This is a genomic window from Pseudomonas sp. NPDC086566, assembly GCF_050280885.1.
Taxonomy (GTDB): domain Bacteria; phylum Pseudomonadota; class Gammaproteobacteria; order Pseudomonadales; family Pseudomonadaceae; genus Aquipseudomonas; species Aquipseudomonas vlassakiae.
In genome coordinates this window covers 43,960-59,917 of sequence record NZ_JBNNWD010000014.1, presented here as the reverse complement: position 1 = coordinate 59,917, position 15,958 = coordinate 43,960, and the positions used below count along the sequence as shown (strand labels likewise).

At 63.8% G+C, this 15,958-nt stretch carries 16 protein-coding genes; 6 read left to right on the top strand and 10 right to left on the bottom strand.

Going from position 1 to position 15,958, the window contains the following annotated elements; genetic code table 11:
- Positions 1 to 8 precede the first annotated feature (8 nt).
- Complete coding sequence (locus ACQKPS_RS25330; protein WP_254480065.1) at positions 9 to 308, bottom strand: hypothetical protein; 300 nt, start codon at positions 306 to 308, stop codon at positions 9 to 11.
- Positions 309 to 480: 172 nt separating this feature from the next.
- On the opposite strand from ACQKPS_RS25330, the gene ACQKPS_RS25325 reads away from it, so the two are divergent.
- The 4 genes from ACQKPS_RS25325 to ACQKPS_RS25310 all read left to right on the top strand — a co-directional run bounded on the left by ACQKPS_RS25325 (position 481) and on the right by ACQKPS_RS25310 (position 3,596).
- Positions 481 to 909: a DUF2231 domain-containing protein gene (locus ACQKPS_RS25325; RefSeq protein ID WP_427605943.1), complete on the top strand. Its 429-nt coding sequence runs from the start codon at positions 481 to 483 to the stop codon at positions 907 to 909.
- Positions 906 to 2,195, top strand: coding sequence for a PQQ-dependent sugar dehydrogenase (locus tag ACQKPS_RS25320; protein WP_427605941.1), 1,290 nt, complete (start codon positions 906 to 908; stop codon positions 2,193 to 2,195). The genes ACQKPS_RS25325 and ACQKPS_RS25320 overlap by 4 nt, the downstream gene beginning before the upstream one ends.
- 174 nt (positions 2,196 to 2,369) lie before the next feature.
- A complete protein-coding gene (locus tag ACQKPS_RS25315; protein WP_283725512.1) occupies positions 2,370 to 2,948 on the top strand; it encodes a hypothetical protein in 579 nt (192 codons plus the stop codon).
- 141 nt (positions 2,949 to 3,089) lie between these two features.
- Positions 3,090 to 3,596, top strand: coding sequence for a DMT family transporter (locus ACQKPS_RS25310; protein WP_427605938.1), 507 nt, complete (start codon positions 3,090 to 3,092; stop codon positions 3,594 to 3,596).
- Here ACQKPS_RS25310 and ACQKPS_RS25305 read toward each other — a convergent pair whose 3' ends face one another.
- The gene (locus ACQKPS_RS25305) at positions 3,597 to 4,505 is read right to left on the bottom strand and encodes a LysR family transcriptional regulator (RefSeq protein ID WP_427605936.1); all 909 of its coding nucleotides are present in this window, start codon (positions 4,503 to 4,505) and stop codon (positions 3,597 to 3,599) included.
- A gap of 205 nt (positions 4,506 to 4,710) precedes the next feature.
- Between ACQKPS_RS25305 and ACQKPS_RS25300 the strand changes: the two genes are divergently transcribed.
- Entirely contained in the window at positions 4,711 to 5,925 is a 1,215-nt protein-coding gene (locus ACQKPS_RS25300; RefSeq protein WP_427605934.1) for a YeeE/YedE family protein, read from the top strand.
- 169 nt (positions 5,926 to 6,094) lie between these two features.
- On the opposite strand, the gene ACQKPS_RS25295 is transcribed toward ACQKPS_RS25300, so the two are convergent.
- From ACQKPS_RS25295 to ACQKPS_RS25285, 3 genes are all read right to left on the bottom strand, one after another.
- Complete coding sequence (locus tag ACQKPS_RS25295) at positions 6,095 to 6,424, bottom strand: hypothetical protein (RefSeq protein WP_254480058.1); 330 nt, start codon at positions 6,422 to 6,424, stop codon at positions 6,095 to 6,097.
- A 74-nt stretch (positions 6,425 to 6,498) separates the two neighbouring features.
- Positions 6,499 to 7,149: a DUF998 domain-containing protein gene (locus ACQKPS_RS25290; protein WP_427605932.1), complete on the bottom strand. Its 651-nt coding sequence runs from the start codon at positions 7,147 to 7,149 to the stop codon at positions 6,499 to 6,501.
- A 40-nt stretch (positions 7,150 to 7,189) separates the two neighbouring features.
- A complete protein-coding gene (locus tag ACQKPS_RS25285; protein ID WP_254480056.1) occupies positions 7,190 to 7,924 on the bottom strand; it encodes a GntR family transcriptional regulator in 735 nt (244 codons plus the stop codon).
- Between the two features lie 158 nt (positions 7,925 to 8,082).
- Between ACQKPS_RS25285 and ACQKPS_RS25280 the strand changes: the two genes are divergently transcribed.
- On the top strand, positions 8,083 to 8,832 hold the full coding sequence (locus ACQKPS_RS25280; protein ID WP_254480055.1) for a FadR/GntR family transcriptional regulator: 750 nt from the start codon (positions 8,083 to 8,085) through the stop codon (positions 8,830 to 8,832).
- Between the two features lie 107 nt (positions 8,833 to 8,939).
- Here ACQKPS_RS25280 and ACQKPS_RS25275 read toward each other — a convergent pair whose 3' ends face one another.
- The 5 genes from ACQKPS_RS25275 to ACQKPS_RS25255 all read right to left on the bottom strand — a co-directional run bounded on the left by ACQKPS_RS25275 (position 8,940) and on the right by ACQKPS_RS25255 (position 15,758).
- Entirely contained in the window at positions 8,940 to 10,520 is a 1,581-nt protein-coding gene (locus ACQKPS_RS25275; protein ID WP_427605929.1) for an aldehyde dehydrogenase (NADP(+)), read from the bottom strand.
- 129 nt (positions 10,521 to 10,649) lie between these two features.
- A complete protein-coding gene (garD, locus tag ACQKPS_RS25270; RefSeq protein ID WP_254480053.1) occupies positions 10,650 to 12,203 on the bottom strand; it encodes a galactarate dehydratase in 1,554 nt (517 codons plus the stop codon).
- Entirely contained in the window at positions 12,194 to 13,552 is a 1,359-nt protein-coding gene (locus ACQKPS_RS25265; protein WP_427605927.1) for an MFS transporter, read from the bottom strand. The genes garD and ACQKPS_RS25265 overlap by 10 nt, the downstream gene beginning before the upstream one ends.
- Before the next feature lie 104 nt (positions 13,553 to 13,656).
- Positions 13,657 to 14,568, bottom strand: coding sequence for a 5-dehydro-4-deoxyglucarate dehydratase (gene kdgD / locus ACQKPS_RS25260; RefSeq protein WP_254480051.1), 912 nt, complete (start codon positions 14,566 to 14,568; stop codon positions 13,657 to 13,659).
- Between the two features lie 380 nt (positions 14,569 to 14,948).
- A complete protein-coding gene (locus tag ACQKPS_RS25255; RefSeq protein ID WP_054886601.1) occupies positions 14,949 to 15,758 on the bottom strand; it encodes a gamma-glutamyl-gamma-aminobutyrate hydrolase family protein in 810 nt (269 codons plus the stop codon).
- Positions 15,759 to 15,958: the final 200 nt, after the last annotated feature.

The following is a 15,958-nucleotide window of genomic DNA, read 5'->3' as shown; positions in this document are numbered from 1 at the left end:
CGTAAGCGTCAGTTCCTGCACTTGGCCAGCACTACCTGGCAGGTGTCTGGCGTACCGCCTGAGCGCCCCGCATAGCGGATGCAGTTGTTCAACGACTTCTGCTTGGCAATACCGAGTGTGTTGCCCCAGGCCAGGCCGCCTTCACCGCTGCTCGGCAGCGCCTTGGCGTAACAGTTGGAGCCTGGCGCGGCGGCGTAATAGCGTGCCTTGCTGGTTTTGCCCGAACAGCCGGCATTGAGAGCCAGGCTGACGGCCAGCAAGGCATGCGCTGTCCAGTACGCGTAGGGTCGTGTGTTGCGAGTCTTCATGCTATCCCTCATCCCGACGCATCAAGTCTTTCAGGATATTTCTCTCAAGCCAAGCGGTGAACTATCCGAACGTCAAGGTGATCCCTTCTTAAGCGCACCCTGCGCACGCCTGATGGACCAGGCCATCGCGCCAGTCCGTCAGCCTTGGGTCACCGATGAATAAGGAGGCGCCGTGACCGCTACAGAGCAAACCTTCTACCGATGCACGCCCGGGCCGCTGCACGCGATCCTGCTGGCCGGCACGGTCCCGCTGTTTCTCGGCGCGCTGCTGAGCGACATTGCCTACTTCAAGAGCTACCAGATCCAGTGGAGCAACTTCGCCGCCTGGCTGATTGCCGGTGGCTTGCTGTTTTGTGGGCTGGCGTTGTTGTTCGCCCTGGCCAACCTGATCCGCGCCCCGCGCAAGGGCGGGCGGCCAACGCTGTACTTCCTGCTGTTGCTGGTGACCTGGGCGCTGGGGCTGATCAATGCGTTCGAACATGCCAAGGATGCCTGGGCGGTGATGCCTGCGGGCCTGGTGCTGTCGGTGATCGTCACCGTGCTGGCCTGCGTGGCGGCATGGCTGGGCATGAGCAACCTGGGTTCGGGAGGTGAGGCATGAAGCCGTTGCAAGGACTGTCATTGTTGAGTGTGGCGCTGCTGTTGGCCGCCTGTGGCGGGGACGGCGAGCCGACCCAGGCACTGGGGCCTGACCCGAAGCTGCCGGCCCCGGAGCGCGGCCTGCTGCCGAGCATGAAGATTGCACAACCGGCGCAGTGGGGCGATCAGAAACCCACCGTGCCTGAGGGCTACCGCATCACGGCCATCGCCACTGACCTGAAAATCCCGCGCCAGAGCCTGGTGCTGCCCAATGGCGATATCCTGGTCGCCGAAGGGCGCGGCGGCAGTGCGGCCAAGCTCAAGCCCAAGGACGTGATTGCCAGCCAGATCAAGGCCAAGGGCAATACGCAAGTGAAGGGTGGCAACCGCCTGACCTTGCTGCGCGATGCCGATGGTGACGGCACCTACGAGGTGCAGACGGTGTTCGCCGAAGGCCTCAATGCGCCCTACGGGCTGGCCTTTGCCGACGGCAAGCTGTACGTGGCCAACCAGGATGCGTTGGTGCGGTTCGATTACCAGGACGGCCAGACCAAGGCCGGCGGCCCGCCGACCAAGGTCACCGACCTGCCGGCCGAGATCAACCACCACTGGACCAAGGCGCTGACCATCAGCCCCGATGGCCGCTACCTTTACGTGGGCATCGGCTCGAACAGCAACATCACCGAGCGTGGCATGGAAGTGGAGATCGACCGCGCCATGGTCTGGCAGATCGACGCTGTGACCGGGGCGCACAGGCCTTACGCCACCGGTTTGCGCAACCCGACGGCGCTGACCATTCAGCCAGACACCGGGCAGTTGTGGACGGTAGTCAACGAGCGTGACGAACTGGGGCCGGACCTGGTGCCGGACTACCTTACCTCGGTTCGTGAGGGCGGCTTCTATGGTTGGCCTTACAGCTACTGGGGGCAGAACGTCGATGAGCGGGTGAAGCCGCAGAACCCGGACAAGGTGGCGGCTGCTATCAAGCCGGATTACAGCCTGGGGTCGCACGTTGCCGCGCTGGGGGTGGACTTCTCCATCCCGGCCATGGGCGAGCGCTTCGCCGACGGCGTGTTCGTGGGCGAGCACGGTAGCTGGAATCGGCCGAACCCGGTGGGTTACAAGGTGATCTTCGTGCCGTTCAAGGCGGGCAAGCCGGCCGGTGAGCCCGTCGACTTCGCCACCGGGTTCCGCGGGGAAGATGGCAAGACCCGCGGCCGGCCCGTGGGGGTTACGGTGGACCCACGTGGCGCCCTGATCATCGCAGATGACCTTGCCAACACGGTGTGGAGGGTGACGCGCAACTGACGTGGAGGCACTGCCGGCTGGGGGCGCAGGTAGCTTGCAGGTCCGTTGACACAACGGGGTTGACAGGTTTCGCGGGCGGGGCGTTTGCCTGCAGAGTGGCGAGCAATGGCTATGCTTGTGTGCGCGTAGCCATTGCACGCACAACCCCGGTCTCGATTACATGGAAGCAGGCCTATGAATCCTATTTGCACCCTCGCTCGTGCTGTTGCCCTCGCCACCCTGATGTCCGCCGCCACCTTCACAGTGCAGGCTTCCGAAATTCCGATTGGCAGCGAGGCACTGGAGAGCCATGTCAAAACCCAGGTCACCGCGATCGACCTGGCCAACCGCCAAGTCACGGTCAAAGGGCCGAACGACAAGGATGTGACCCTGCAACTGACTGAAAAGGCCAAGGCACTGCCTAACCTGAAGGTGGGTGACAACGTCGATATCTATGTAACCCGGGCCGTCGCCTATGTGCTCAACAGCGAGGTGGGCGGCGCGCCCAAGGCTACTGAAGAATCCGGGGAAATCCGCGCCACCAAGGACAACCCCAACCCCGGCGGCGAAGCGTTCCGCCAGGTCCGGGTGACCTCGCAGATCAAGAAGATCGACCTGAAGAAACATGAGGTCAGCCTGCTGCCGCCGGAAGGCAAGCTGCAGGTGGTCAAGGTCGAGAACCCTGACCTGCAGGCGCGCATGAAGAACCTCAAGGTCGGCCAGACCGTGGATGCGATCTACACCGAAGTGCTGCGGGTCGATACCTGGCGTTGAGGTCGGGCAGCGGGCACGCTTCGGTAGGCCCGCATCTGGCTGCATGCACAAGACGAATACACCACGTGCATCTTTTTGATTTCCATAACTGCGATCGATTTATTCATCATGGTCTCATCTTGTTTTCAGTTGAGACCTTTCATGACCTACAAGACCCTGTTACTTGCAATCCTTCCCGTGATGATGGCCCTGCTGGCGGGCTTCGTGCTGCCCTATCAGGCTGCCAGCAACGCGGCTGTCGGCCGTGCGCTGGGGCACTGGCTGTGGGGCGCCTTCACCTCGTTGACGGTCAGTTCGGTGGTGATCATCACGGCTTTGCTGATCCTGCGGGTGCCCATGCCTGACCTGGGCAAGGCGTTGCAAGGCCCCTGGTGGCTGTGGATCGGCGGCGTGCTGGGTGCGCTGTATGTGGCCGGCGCTGCGGCATTGACACCCAAGCTGGGTACGGCGGGGTTTCTGGTGCTGGTAGTGGCGGGGCAGATCCTCACCTCGGTGATCGTCGATCACTTCGGGCTGATGGGCATTGCCAGCAAGCCGGTGAGCTTGGCCCGGGTGGCCGGCGTGCTGCTGATCCTCGGTGGCGTGTTGCTGGTGCAGGGCGGCTGGACCTCGACGCCAACGTCTGGCCAGGCGGTGGTCGAGCGCTGATCACTGCCCGGGCTGGCTGCAGGCCCATACGGCTTCGCGCAGCCAGCGATGGCCGGGGTCGCTGTCCTTCCTGGCATGCCAGGCCTGTTGATAGGCGAGGGCGGGGATCGGCAAGGGGGGCGTGAACTGGCGCAGTGACGGGTGCTGGCGCATCGGGCCAACCGCTCGCCTGGCCACGGTGAGGATCAGGTCGGTGCCGGCCAGCACGTCGACTGCGGCGCTCCAATGCGGCAGCGCCAACGCAATATGCCGACGCAAGCCTTGTTCGGCCAGGGCCCGCTCGATCTCATCGTGGGCATCCGGGTGCATGGCCATGAGCACGTGCGGCCGCGTCAGCCAGTCCTCAAGCGTAAGCCCGCCCTTGGCCGGGAGCACCTGGCGATCGGCGACGCTGATGAAGCTGTCATTGAACAAGGTCTGGGCGGTGATGTCGGCTGGCAGTTCCGGGAAGATGCCCAGGGCCAGGTCGAGTTCGCCATCGAGCAACTGCGCGAGCATGGTTTCGCGGCTGGCCTGGCTGATGGCCAGGTCGACACCGGGAGCGATCTGACGCAGGTGGCGGACCAAAGGCGGCAGGATGATGCGCGAGGAATAGTCCGACAGTGACAAGCGGAAGCGGCGCCGCGCCTGGGCCGGATCGAACTGAGGCGCAGCCAGCAGGCCGTTGAGGCTGCCGAGGGCGTCCTGCAGCGGTTTGGCCAGGGATTGGCCGCGGGCGGTCAGGGCCATCCTGCCGTGTTGCCGGATCAGCAAGGGGTCGTCGAAGTGTGCGCGCAGCTGCGCCAGGGCATGGCTGACGGCGGGTTGGCTGCGGTGCAGGCGCAGGGCAGCGCGGGTTACGTGCTTTTCACTGAGCAGGGCGTGCAGGGTAAGCAGCAGATTGAGGTCGATCTTGCGCAGTTCATCCATGGGGCGAATGCTTCGGTTGGCTTTGGCAGGTGATTATCAGCCTAACAGATGTGCCAGCCCCTTCCCGGGCTTGCCCGCTCCCACAGGTAACCCCGGGCCTTGAGGAGTGGGAGCGGGCAAGCCCGCGAAAAGGCCAGTGCAGACACCACAAGGCTCCCAGGAGGGTTATACTCGCCCCCCGTTTCACTGTAATCCGAGTATTTCGATGGGTCTTTCCGCAACCGCCACACCCGAACCGCGCCGCCTCGGCGCGCCCTTGATCTCCCTGGCCCTGTTGCTGGCCGGCGCCTGTTTTCTCAACCTCAATGCCGGCTTGAAACAGATGCTGCTGCTGATGGTCGGCGCCGCCTTGGGCCTGACGCTCTATCACGCCGCTTTCGGCTTCACCTCGGCCTGGCGCGTGTTCATCAACGAACGCCGCGGCGCCGGCCTGCGTGCCCAGATGGTCATGCTGACCCTGGCCGTGCTGCTGTTCTTCCCGGCGCTGTCGGCCGGCAGCCTGTTCGGCACCCCGGTCACCGGCCTGGTCGCGCCAGCTGGCGTGTCGGTGGTGTTCGGTGCGTTCATTTTCGGCATCGGCATGCAGTTGGGCGGCGGCTGTGCCTCGGGCACGCTGTTCACGGTCGGTGGCGGCAATGCGCGGATGCTGGTAACCCTGCTGTTCTTCATCATTGGCTCGGTCGGCGCCACGCACCATGCCGACTGGTGGTTTGCGCTGCCGTCGTTCCCGGCCACCTCGATCGTCCAGGCCTGGGGCGTGGCGCCAGCGCTGCTGGTCAGCGTTGCAGTGTTCGCGCTGATCGCCTGGGGCACGGTGGTGATGGAGAAGCGTCGTCATGGCGCCCTGGAAGCCCCGGTGAGCAGTGAGTACCAGGGGCTGCGCCGCTTCCTGCGTGGCCCGTGGCCGCTGCTGTGGGGGGCGATTGCCCTGGCCTTGCTCAACTACGCCACCCTGGCCCTGGCCGGGCGCCCGTGGGGCATCACCTCGGCCTTTGCGCTGTGGGGCGCCAAGACCTTGTCCAGCTTCGGTGTGGATGTCGGCAGCTGGGTGTTCTGGCAGGCCCCCGCCAATGCCAAGGCACTGGCTGCGCCGCTGTGGCAGGACATCACCACGGTGATGGACATCGGCATCGTGCTTGGTGCACTGCTGGCGGCAGGCCTGGCTGGACGCTTCGCGCCAAACCTGAAGATCCCGCTGCCATCGTTGATTGCCGCAGTCATCGGTGGCCTGTTGCTGGGCTATGGTTCGCGCCTGGCGTATGGCTGTAACATCGGCGCCTACTTCAGCGGTATCGCTTCGGGTAGCGTGCACGGTTGGCTTTGGCTGATCGCCGCCTATGCCGGCAACCTGATCGGCGTGCGCCTGCGCCCGCTGTTCTTTGCCGGCGAACGTCGCCCGGTGGCGCTCAGCGGCTGCTGACATCACCCGATCAATCGAACAAGGAGGTTCGAATGATGCAATACACCGTCCACGCGGCCTGGGCTCCACTACCGATGTTCGACGCCTCGGCCGTAGAGCCAGTCTATTAAACCTGAATTCTTAAATAAATCAGGTTAGCTTTATTCAATAACTGATTGATATTAATGGATTATCTTCTCGCAAGCGTGTGCTGGATACACTGTTCGTAGTAGGTCTGCTTGATCGCCGCTGGCTTGAGTCGTGAACGGCTGTTGTAGGTCTGTTCGGTAATGCCCATGGCGGTCATGCGCATCCAGGGTTTGGCAAACCGGCGCACTTGCAGCTTCTTGCGCGTGGCGTACAAGGTGACGCCGGAGAGCTTGGCCTGCTGCGCCTCGGCGGCGATCTGCGAGCCCCATCCACAGGTTTCGCGGTCGTTCTGGCTAAGCGCTTTGGCCTGGGCGCCGAAGCTGGCAGTGGCCAGCAGGCAGCCGGCCATCGTTGCTAGAAATACTCGCATGTTGCTTTCCTAAGCATCTGAAGATCAAAGGAGTTTGCCTTGGCTAAAGATGCCTGGGGGCCAGCATTTTCCCATCAGGTAGTGGCGATACGAATGCGATTTGCCAGTGTGGGGCGCAGGCTGGTCAGCGCCAGGCCTGCGATCCATATCACCGACACGCCGTAGTTCAGCCGCTGATACAGCCCGAACAGCTGGCCGCTCCTGGCGGCCTGAGCCATGAGCACAACGGTGATCACCGCAGTAATCAGGCACGCCAGGGAAAACCAGCCCAGAGCCCTCGAGCCGGCCATGCGCTTGCCAAGCCAGGCCCACAGCGCGCTGGCCAGGGTCAACGAGAGGAACATCAGCAGGCCACTGAGGTTGTGCAGCTGTTGCGAGCTGGACGGCTCGGCAGGTGCACAGCCCCGGTCGCACGGAAACAGGCCAGCGCCGAGGCTGCCCAGGCCATGCAACAGGACCAGGGCAGCGCTCAGCAGCGCAAGTTTCGAGGCGCGCCAACGCCGTGCAAGGCCCCAGGCAAACAGGGCGAATAGCAAGGCAAGGGGGAAGTTGTTGACCAAGGGCGACCAGTGCCGAGTCGGGGAGCCTTGGGCGCCGAGCTGGCTCATGGCCTGTTGCAGGTGGTCGTAGCCGGGGTAGCCCTTGGCGGTGAACCAGACGCCGATCAGCAACCAGAACGGGATGAGCAGGCCACAGGTGAGCAGTGCGCGGTCGAGCGCTTTCATGCGGGACTTCCTTCCATGGAAAGCACCTACTGTAGCGGTTTCAGCCCTGCGTGTCCCGGCGCATCTGGGTCACCAAGGTAAATCGATCATCCGGGTGCACCGTCTCGGAAACTGCCATCAGGTCGCCGTTTTTCTCGCGGTAATGGCGGATGATCTTCAGCCCCGGCGAACCCGCCTCGGCCTTCAGTTCACGCGCCATATCTGCTGTCAGCAACACGGCCCGTACCTGCTGGTCGACGACGGCGATCGCCCGGCCATAGTGCTGTTCGATCAACGCTGCGATCAACTGGTCGGGGTGCTCATGGGCCAGTTCGATGACGTCGGCGTAGTCGCGCTGGGCATAGACATCGGTCCAGCACAGCGGCGCGGCATTGTGCTGGCGGTCGACGCGGATGCTCGACACGCAGAAGTAGTGTTCTCCCGGCACCAGTCCCAGGCGCTCTGCTTCACTCAGGTTGGCGACGAAGTGGCGCTTTTGCTGGACGATGCGTTGCTGGGTTTGCGTCAGCTGCGCAAGGTCGGCCACTGTCGCCACCGTCTGGGAGTAGCCACCACGCGGGCTGCTGGCCTCGACCCGGGTGCCGACCCGCTTGCGGCGTGACACCAGCCCTTCGTTGAGCAGTTGATTGATCGCCGCCCGCACCGTATGCCGGCTCACCCCATACAGATCGCACAATTCAAATTCGGTCGGCAACAGGCTGCCCACTGGGTATCGGCCACTGGCGATGCCTTTCATCAAGTCTTTGGCCACCACGGTGTATCGCGTTTCGTTCATGCCTTCGGTGAGTCCGGTCAAATGCGCCGTTTGGCAGTGTACCAGTGCTCAAGCGTGCAGATGGCGCAGCGCTTTGATGAAATACCGCGTCGGGTGTATGTGATCGTACAACTGCTTGCGCTATCATGGCGGCTGTCTTTCAAGGTGAAATACAGGGCATGACAGAGCAGCAGGTACAGGCAAGGACCCGGCGCAAGCCGCGCAGTCTGGCCCAGGAACTGGTCACGGTGCTGACCGAGCGCATTCGCAGCGGCCAGCTCAAGCGCGGCGACAAGCTGCCGACCGAATCGCAGATTATGGCCGAGGAGGGCGTCAGCCGCACCGTGGTGCGTGAGGCGATTTCCCGGCTGCAGGCGGCCGGGCAGGTCGAGACGCGCCATGGCATCGGCACTTTCGTGCTGGACCAGCCGGCGACCGGTGGCTTCCGTATCGACCCGGCGACCGTGGTGACCTTGCGCGAGGTGCTGGCGGTGCTGGAACTGCGTATCGCCCTGGAAATCGAGGCGGCGGGCCTGGCGGCGCAACGGCGCAGCGACGAGGAACTGGCTGGCATGCGTGCAGCCCTGGACGAGCTCAATGAAGGTGCGGCACATGCCACCGATGCAGTGTCGGCGGACTTCCAGTTCCACCTGCGCATTGCCCAGGCCAGCGGCAACCACTACTTTGCCGATATCATCAACCACCTCGGTACCAGCATCATCCCGCGTACCCGGTTGAATTCGGCGCGGTTGGCCCATGATGACCAGGCGCATTACATGAGCCGCCTGATGCACGAGCACGAAGCCATCTACGAAGCCATCGCCCGGCGCGACAGCGAAGGGGCGAAGATGGCCATGCGCATGCACCTGAGCAACAGCCGCGAACGACTGCGCCAGGCCCATGAAGAAGCCGAGGCGCAGGGGGCCTGAGCCTTCCATAACCTGTCCCGGCCTCTTCGCGGGTTCACCCGCGAAGAGGCCGGGACAGGCAATAAAGAAAAGCCCCGCATGTGCGGGGCTTTCGTGTTTCAAGGCACTCAGATCGTGCCATCGCTCCACTGCCCATTGACCAGGCGACGCAGCCCCAGTGGGTTGCCGTCACGCAGCGCCTCCGGCAACAGCGCCTGCGGGTAGTTCTGGTAGCACACCGGGCGCAGGAAGCGGTCGATGGCCAGGGTGCCGACGGAGGTACCACGAGCATCGGAAGTGGCCGGATACGGCCCGCCGTGGACCATCGCGTCGCACACTTCGACACCGGTCGGGTAGCCATTGACCAGGATCCGCCCGACTTTCTCTTCCAGCAGCGGCACCAGCCAGGCGAAGGCCTCGAAATCCTCAGGCTCGCCGATCAGCGTCGCGGTCAACTGGCCGCGCAGGCCAAGCAGGGCATCACGCAGTTGCGCAATGTCCTTGACCTCAACCGCCACGGTGGTCGGGCCGAACACTTCTTCCTGCAGCAGCGGGTCGGCTTCTACCAGCAGGCGGACATCGGCCTTGAACAGCTGGGCACGGGCCTGGCTGCCTTCCTGGGGCTGGCCGGCCAGATGTTCGATACCGGCATGGGCGCGCAAGTGCTCCAGGCCGTCAACGTAGCTGCGAAGGCCACCCGCATTGAGCATGGTCTGCCCGGCCTGCTGGTCCAGGTGCTGGCCAAGGTCGCTGAGCAGCTGGCTGTACTGCGCTGACTGCAGGCCGATCACCAGGCCCGGGTTGGTGCAGAACTGCCCGGCACCCATGCACACGGAGCCGGCCAGCTCGCGGGCGATAGCCTCGCCACGCTTGGCCAGGGCACCCGGGAGGACGATCACCGGGTTGATGCTGGACATCTCGGCGAACACCGGGATCGGTTGCGCGCGCTCGGCAGCCATGCGGCACAGGGCGTCGCCGCCCTTCAGCGAACCGGTGAAGCCGACGGCCTGGATGGCCGGGTGCTTGACCAGCGGCTCGCCGACACCAGCGCCGAACACCATGTTGAACACACCCTTGGGCATGCCGGTGCGCTCGGCGGCGCGCTGGATGGCACAGCCGACCAGGTCGGCGGTGGCCATGTGGCCACTGTGCGCCTTGAACACCACCGGGCAACCGGCGGCCAGGGCGGCAGCGGTGTCACCACCGGCGGTGGAGAAGGCCAGCGGGAAGTTGCTGGCACCAAACACGGCGACCGGCCCGACGCCAATGCGCATCTGGCGCAGATCGACCCGCGGCAGTGGCTGGCGCTCGGGCAGGGCCAGGTCGATCCGTGCACCGAGGAAATCGCCCCGGCGCAGCAGCTGGGCGAACAGGCGCATCTGGCCGCTGGTGCGGCCGCGCTCGCCCTGGATACGGGCGGCGGGCAGGGCGGTTTCGCGGCAGACGATGGCGACGAAGGCGTCGTCCAGTTCGTCCAGTTCGGCAGCGATGGCGTCGAGGAACTCGGCGCGGCGCGCAGGTTTCAGGCTGCGGAATTCGACGAATGCAGCGGCAGCAGCCTTGGCGGCCTGGTCCACTTCGGCCTCGGTGGCCTGGGCGAAGCTGTAGGGCAGGGCCTCGCCGGTGGTGGCGTCCAGGCTCTGCAGGCGTTGCGAACCAGCGGCGCTGCGCTGGCCGGCGATGAAGTTGTGGCCGAGGATCTCAGGCATGGGATGCTCCTGGTGAAGTAGCTGAAGGATGAATGCTATTTGGGCAGGCTCGCTGGGCCCCTGTGGGAGCGGGCGAACCCGCTCCCACAGGCATTGCGACACGCTTGAAAATCGGGCAAGCCTTTGGCATCAGGTAATCGGTGCCGGGTTAAACAGGGTGATGTCGTTGTGCAGGCGGTGCTTTTCGGCCCAGGTCTGTTTGCGGCCGCTGGCCACGTCGAGATAGTAGTGGAACAGTTCCCAGCCCAGCGCTTCGATGGTCGTGCGGCCACTGGCGATGCGCCCGGCGTCGATGTCGATCAGGTCCGGCCAGCGCTGGGCCAGCTCGGTGCGGGTACAGACCTTGACCACCGGCGCCATGGCCAGGCCATACGGCGTGCCACGGCCGGTGGTGAACACGTGCAGGTTCATGCCGGCAGCCAGTTGCAACGTGCCGCAGACAAAATCGCTGGCCGGGGTGGCGCAGAAGATCAGGCCCTTGCGATTGACCCGCTCGCCCGGGCCAAGCACGCCCTGAATGGCGCCGCTGCCGGACTTGACGATCGAACCGAGGGACTTCTCGACGATGTTCGACAGGCCGCCTTTCTTGTTACCCGGCGTGGTGTTGGCGCTGCGGTCTGCTGCACCTTGCTGCAGGTAGCGGTCGTACCAGTCCATCTCGCGTACGAGGGCACTGGCGACTTCCTGGTTTTCGGCGCGGGAGGTGAGCATGTAGATGGCATCGCGCACTTCGGTCACTTCCGAGAACAGCACGGTGGCCCCAGCGCGCACCAGCAGGTCGGCGGCAAAGCCGAGCGCCGGGTTGGCGGTGATGCCCGAGAAAGCGTCGCTGCCGCCGCACTGCATGCCGAGGATCAGCTCACTGGCCGGCACCGTCTCGCGGCGGCGCTGGTCGAGTTTCTTCAGGCGGGTTTCGGCCAGGCCCATGATCTGTTCGATCATTTCGCCGAAGCCGAGGCTGGCGTCCTGCAGCCGATACAGCCAAGGCTCGCTGAGGTCCACCGACGGGTCGTTGTCATGCATCACCTGGCCGGCCTGGAGCTTTTCGCAACCCAGGCTGATCACCAGCGCCTCGCCACCGAGGTTGGGGTTGCGCGCCAGGTTGCGCACGGTGCGGATCGGGATATAGGCGTCACGGGCGTTGATCGCCACGCCGCAGCCATAGCTGTGGGTCAGGGCGACCACGTCATCGACATTGGGGTATTTGGGCAACAGTTCGGCGCGGATGCGTTTGACCGCGTGCTCCAGCACGCCGGTCACGCACTGCACGGTGGTGGTGATGCCGAGGATGTTGCGAGTGCCGACGGTGCCGTCGGCATTGCGGTAGCCTTCGAAGGTGAAGCCGTCCAGCGGTGGCAGGGCATCGGGCACTGCATCGCAGCGCGGCAGGCTGTCCAGTTCGGGGGCGGCTGGCATGGCCAGCTGGCTTTCCTGCACCCAGCTGCCCTGGCGCAGGTCTTTCAGCGCATAGCCGATGATCTGCCCGTAACGGCGCACCGGCTCGCCCTTGGCGATCGGCACGGTAGCCACCTTGTGGCTCTGTGGCACGCCTTCGACCAGGGTCAGGCCATCGGCGAAGCGGGCACCTTCACCCAGGCCGCCGTCGTTGACCACCACCACGACATTGTCGTCATCGTGCAGGCGGACGTAGCGGGGCGAGTCGGAATGTTCGATCAACTGCATGTTTGGGCCCTACTTTTCAGGTTCTCAGGCTGTGGCTGCGGGGCATCGTCGCGCAACTCGATACGCTTGATCGGGCCGACGATCACCAGGTAGCTGAATACCGCCACCAGGGCGTTGGCGCCCACGTACACCAGGGCCCACTTGAACGAGCCGGTGGCGCTGATGATGTAGCCGATGACGATTGGAGTGGTGATCGAGGCGATGTTGCCAAAGGTGTTGAACAGGCCACCGGACAGCCCTGCGATCTGCTTGGGCGAGGTGTCTGCCACCACCGCCCAGCCCAATGCGCCGATGCCTTTGCCGAAGAACGCCAGGGTCATGAAACCGACCACCATCCACTCGGCGTCGACATAGTTGCAGAAGACCATGGTGGTCGACAGCAACAGGCCGCAGACGATCGGCAGCTTGCGCGAGAATGTCAGCGAATTGCCGCGGCGCAGCAGCCAGTCCGAGATCACCCCACCCAATACACCACCAATGAAGCCGCACACTGCTGGCAACGAGGCGATGAAGCCGGCCTTGAGGATGGTCATGCCACGTTCCTGCACCAGGTACACCGGGAACCAGGTGAGGAAGAAGTAAGTGATGGCGTTGATGCAATACTGGCCCAGGTACACGCCCAGCAGCATGCGGCTGGTCAGCAGTTGCTTGATGTAGCCCCATTTCGGGCCGTCGTTGCCACGCTTCTGGTCCATGTCGACCAGCCCGCCGTTGTGCTCGATGTGCTCGAGTTCGCCCTTGCTGATGCGCGGGTGCTGACGTGGGTTGTAAATGGTCTTCAGCCACACCATGGAGAACACGATGCCCAGTGCGCCCATGACCACGAACACGTGCTCCCAGCCGAAGCTGAACACGATCCAGCCCATGATCGGGGCGAACAGTGCGGTGGCGAAGTACTGCGCCGAGTTGAAGATCGCCGAGGCGGTGCCGCGTTCCTGGGTCGGGAACCAGGCCGCGACGATACGGGCATTACCCGGGAACGACGGGGCTTCGGCGAAGCCGACGAGGAAGCGCAGGGTGAACAGGGTCACCACCGCCCAGGCCACCGGCAGGCCGCCGACAAAACCCTGCAGCAGGGTGAACAGCGACCAGGTGAAGATGCTGAAGGCGTAGACATTCTTCGAGCCGAAGCGGTCCAGCAGCCAGCCACCGGGGATCTGGCCGGCCACGTAAGCCCAGCCGAAGGCGGAGAAAATATAACCCAGGGTAACGGCGTCCATGCCGAGGTCTTTCTGCAGGCTGGAGCCTGCGATAGCGATGGTTGCTCGGTCTGCGTAGTTGATCGTGGTCACCAGGAACAGCATGAACAGGATCAGGTAGCGCACATGCGTCTTTTTAGTCGCTTGCATGCTGTAAACACTCCCACTAGTTATTTTTGTGCGGGCTCACGCGTTGTAGCCGGAGTGGGGCAGGCCCACTCCGGAGGCGGCAATGGCAGGCCGCTAGGGTGCGCTTATTGCGGACCCATCTTGTCCATCAGGGCTGCGAGCAGTTCGTACTCTTCGGCGCTCAGGTCGGTCAGCGGGGTGCGTACCGGGCCTGCATCGTAACCGGCGATCCTGGCGCCTGCCTTGACGATGCTCACGGCGTAGCCGGCCTTGCGGTTACGGATGTCCAGGTACGGCAGGAAGAAATCGTCGATCAGCTTGGCCACGGTGGCGTGATCGTCACGGGCAATGGCGTGGTAGAAGTCCATCGCGGTCTTCGGAATGAAGTTGAACACTGCCGATGAGTACACCGGCACACCCAGTGCCTTGTAGGCCGCAGCATATACCTCGGCTGTGGGCAGGCCACCCAGGTAGCTGAAACGGTCACCCAGGCGACGACGGATCGACACCATCAGTTCGATATCGCCCAGGCCATCCTTGTAGCCAATCAGGTTCGGGCAGCGCTCGGCCAGTTGTTCCAGCAGGTTGGCATTCAGGCGGCAGACATTACGGTTGTACACCACCACACCGATGTTGACCGATTTGCATACCGCTTCGACGTGAGCGGCAACGCCGTCCTGGCTGGCTTCGGTGAGGTAGTGCGGCAGCAGCAGCAGGCCCTTGGCGCCCAGGCGCTCGGCTTCTTGTGCGTATTCGATGGCCTGGCGGGTTGAACCACCGACGCCGGCGAGGATCGGCACCGACTTGGCGCAGGTGTCGACCGCTGTCTTGATCACCTGGCTGTACTCGCTGGCGGCCAGGGAGAAGAACTCACCGGTGCCACCGGCGGCGAACAGGGCGCTGGCGCCATAAGGGGCGAGCCACTCCAGGCGCTTGATGTAGCCAGCCTGGTTGAAGTCGCCCTGGGCGTTGAAGTCGGTGACCGGGAAAGACAGCAGGCCGTGGGAGAGGATGGATTTCAGTTCTTGTGGATTCATTGTTGTAGGCATCCTGTGGCGCTTGGGTGTAGGGTGTGTTCTGCGTTGGAGGTAAGTTATCGTACAACATGTACGATGACTAGTCCCCTTGCAGAAAATTTTTTGAGGCGCACATGTGATTGGTTCAAGGTTTGTGTTGGTGCAGAAATCGAGCGCCGCCCGCGCGGCGCTCGATCTCACAAGCGCAGAGGATCTAACGACAACCACTCGGCAGTCATCGTATCTCTTGAGGAGGGAGGAAAAAAACGATCGCGGAGACAGGCACAAGCCCGCCGCCCGCTTCCACGGAAAGTGTTCTGGGACCAGCAGAGGGTGACCGGGGAAGCGGGGGCGACCTTGCGCCGCCCCGCGATCAAAGCTAACGAAGCTGAAACCGGGTGTCAGGCCGCCTGTTGGCGCTTGATCTGACTCTTGCGCACCTGAGCGCGGCAGGCATCGCCGAAGGCCTGGAAGATCTTGATCGAGTCAGGGTTCTTCGCTGCTTGCCATTCCGGGTGCCACTGCACGGCAAACAGGAACGGCGAGATGCTTGGGGCGTGGATCGCCTCGACCAGGCCATCTTCGGCGTGGGCGATCGGCTCGATGCCGGCGCCGAGGTTGCGCAGGCCCTGGCCGTGCAGCGAGTTGACGCGGATCTCGTCGGTGCCCAGGGTTTCCCGCAGCCAGCTGTCCGGCTTGATCTTCACGCCATGCACCTGGGCGTATTGCACATCGACCGGGTCTTCCGGATTCTCCCGGTGGTCGTTGAAGCCAGGCTCGGCGTAGACCTTCTGGTAGATGTCGCCGCCCAGGGCAACGTTGATTTCCTGCATGCCGCGGCAGATGCCGAAAATCGGCAGGCCGCGCTTGAGCGCTGCCTTGACCAGGGGGATGTCGAACAGGTCGCGGTTCTTGTCCTGGCCTTTGCCAGGGGTTTCGTTTTCCTGGCCGTACAGGGTCGGGTCGATGTTGCTGCCGGCACCGGTCAGGTATACGCCGTCGGCCATGTCCAGATAGGTCTCCAGGTCATCGATGCCACAGCAGGTGGGCACCAGTACCGGGACGCAATCGGCGAAGTCGACCAGCGGGGTGATGTATTTGTGGGTCATGACCTGATAGTCATGGCCTTTGCGCTCTTGGCTGCCCATGGTCATCAGGACGACGGGTTTGCGCAGGGAAGGTTGCTTGTTGCCAATGTTGCTGTTGGACATATGTCACCTTATGACAGGGCTCTGCCTGTCGTTGTTGTGCAGGTGCACGGCCCGTGGCCTTGATGTGCTACCTGAAGTCCCGAGCACTGCCGGCTCGTCACTGGACGATTCCGGTCGGGGCTTGTAGATAGCTTGCCAGAGCCGTTCGATATGTCAAACGAGCAAAAAGCGGTAGAGGCGCCGAATTACGGGGGCATAAC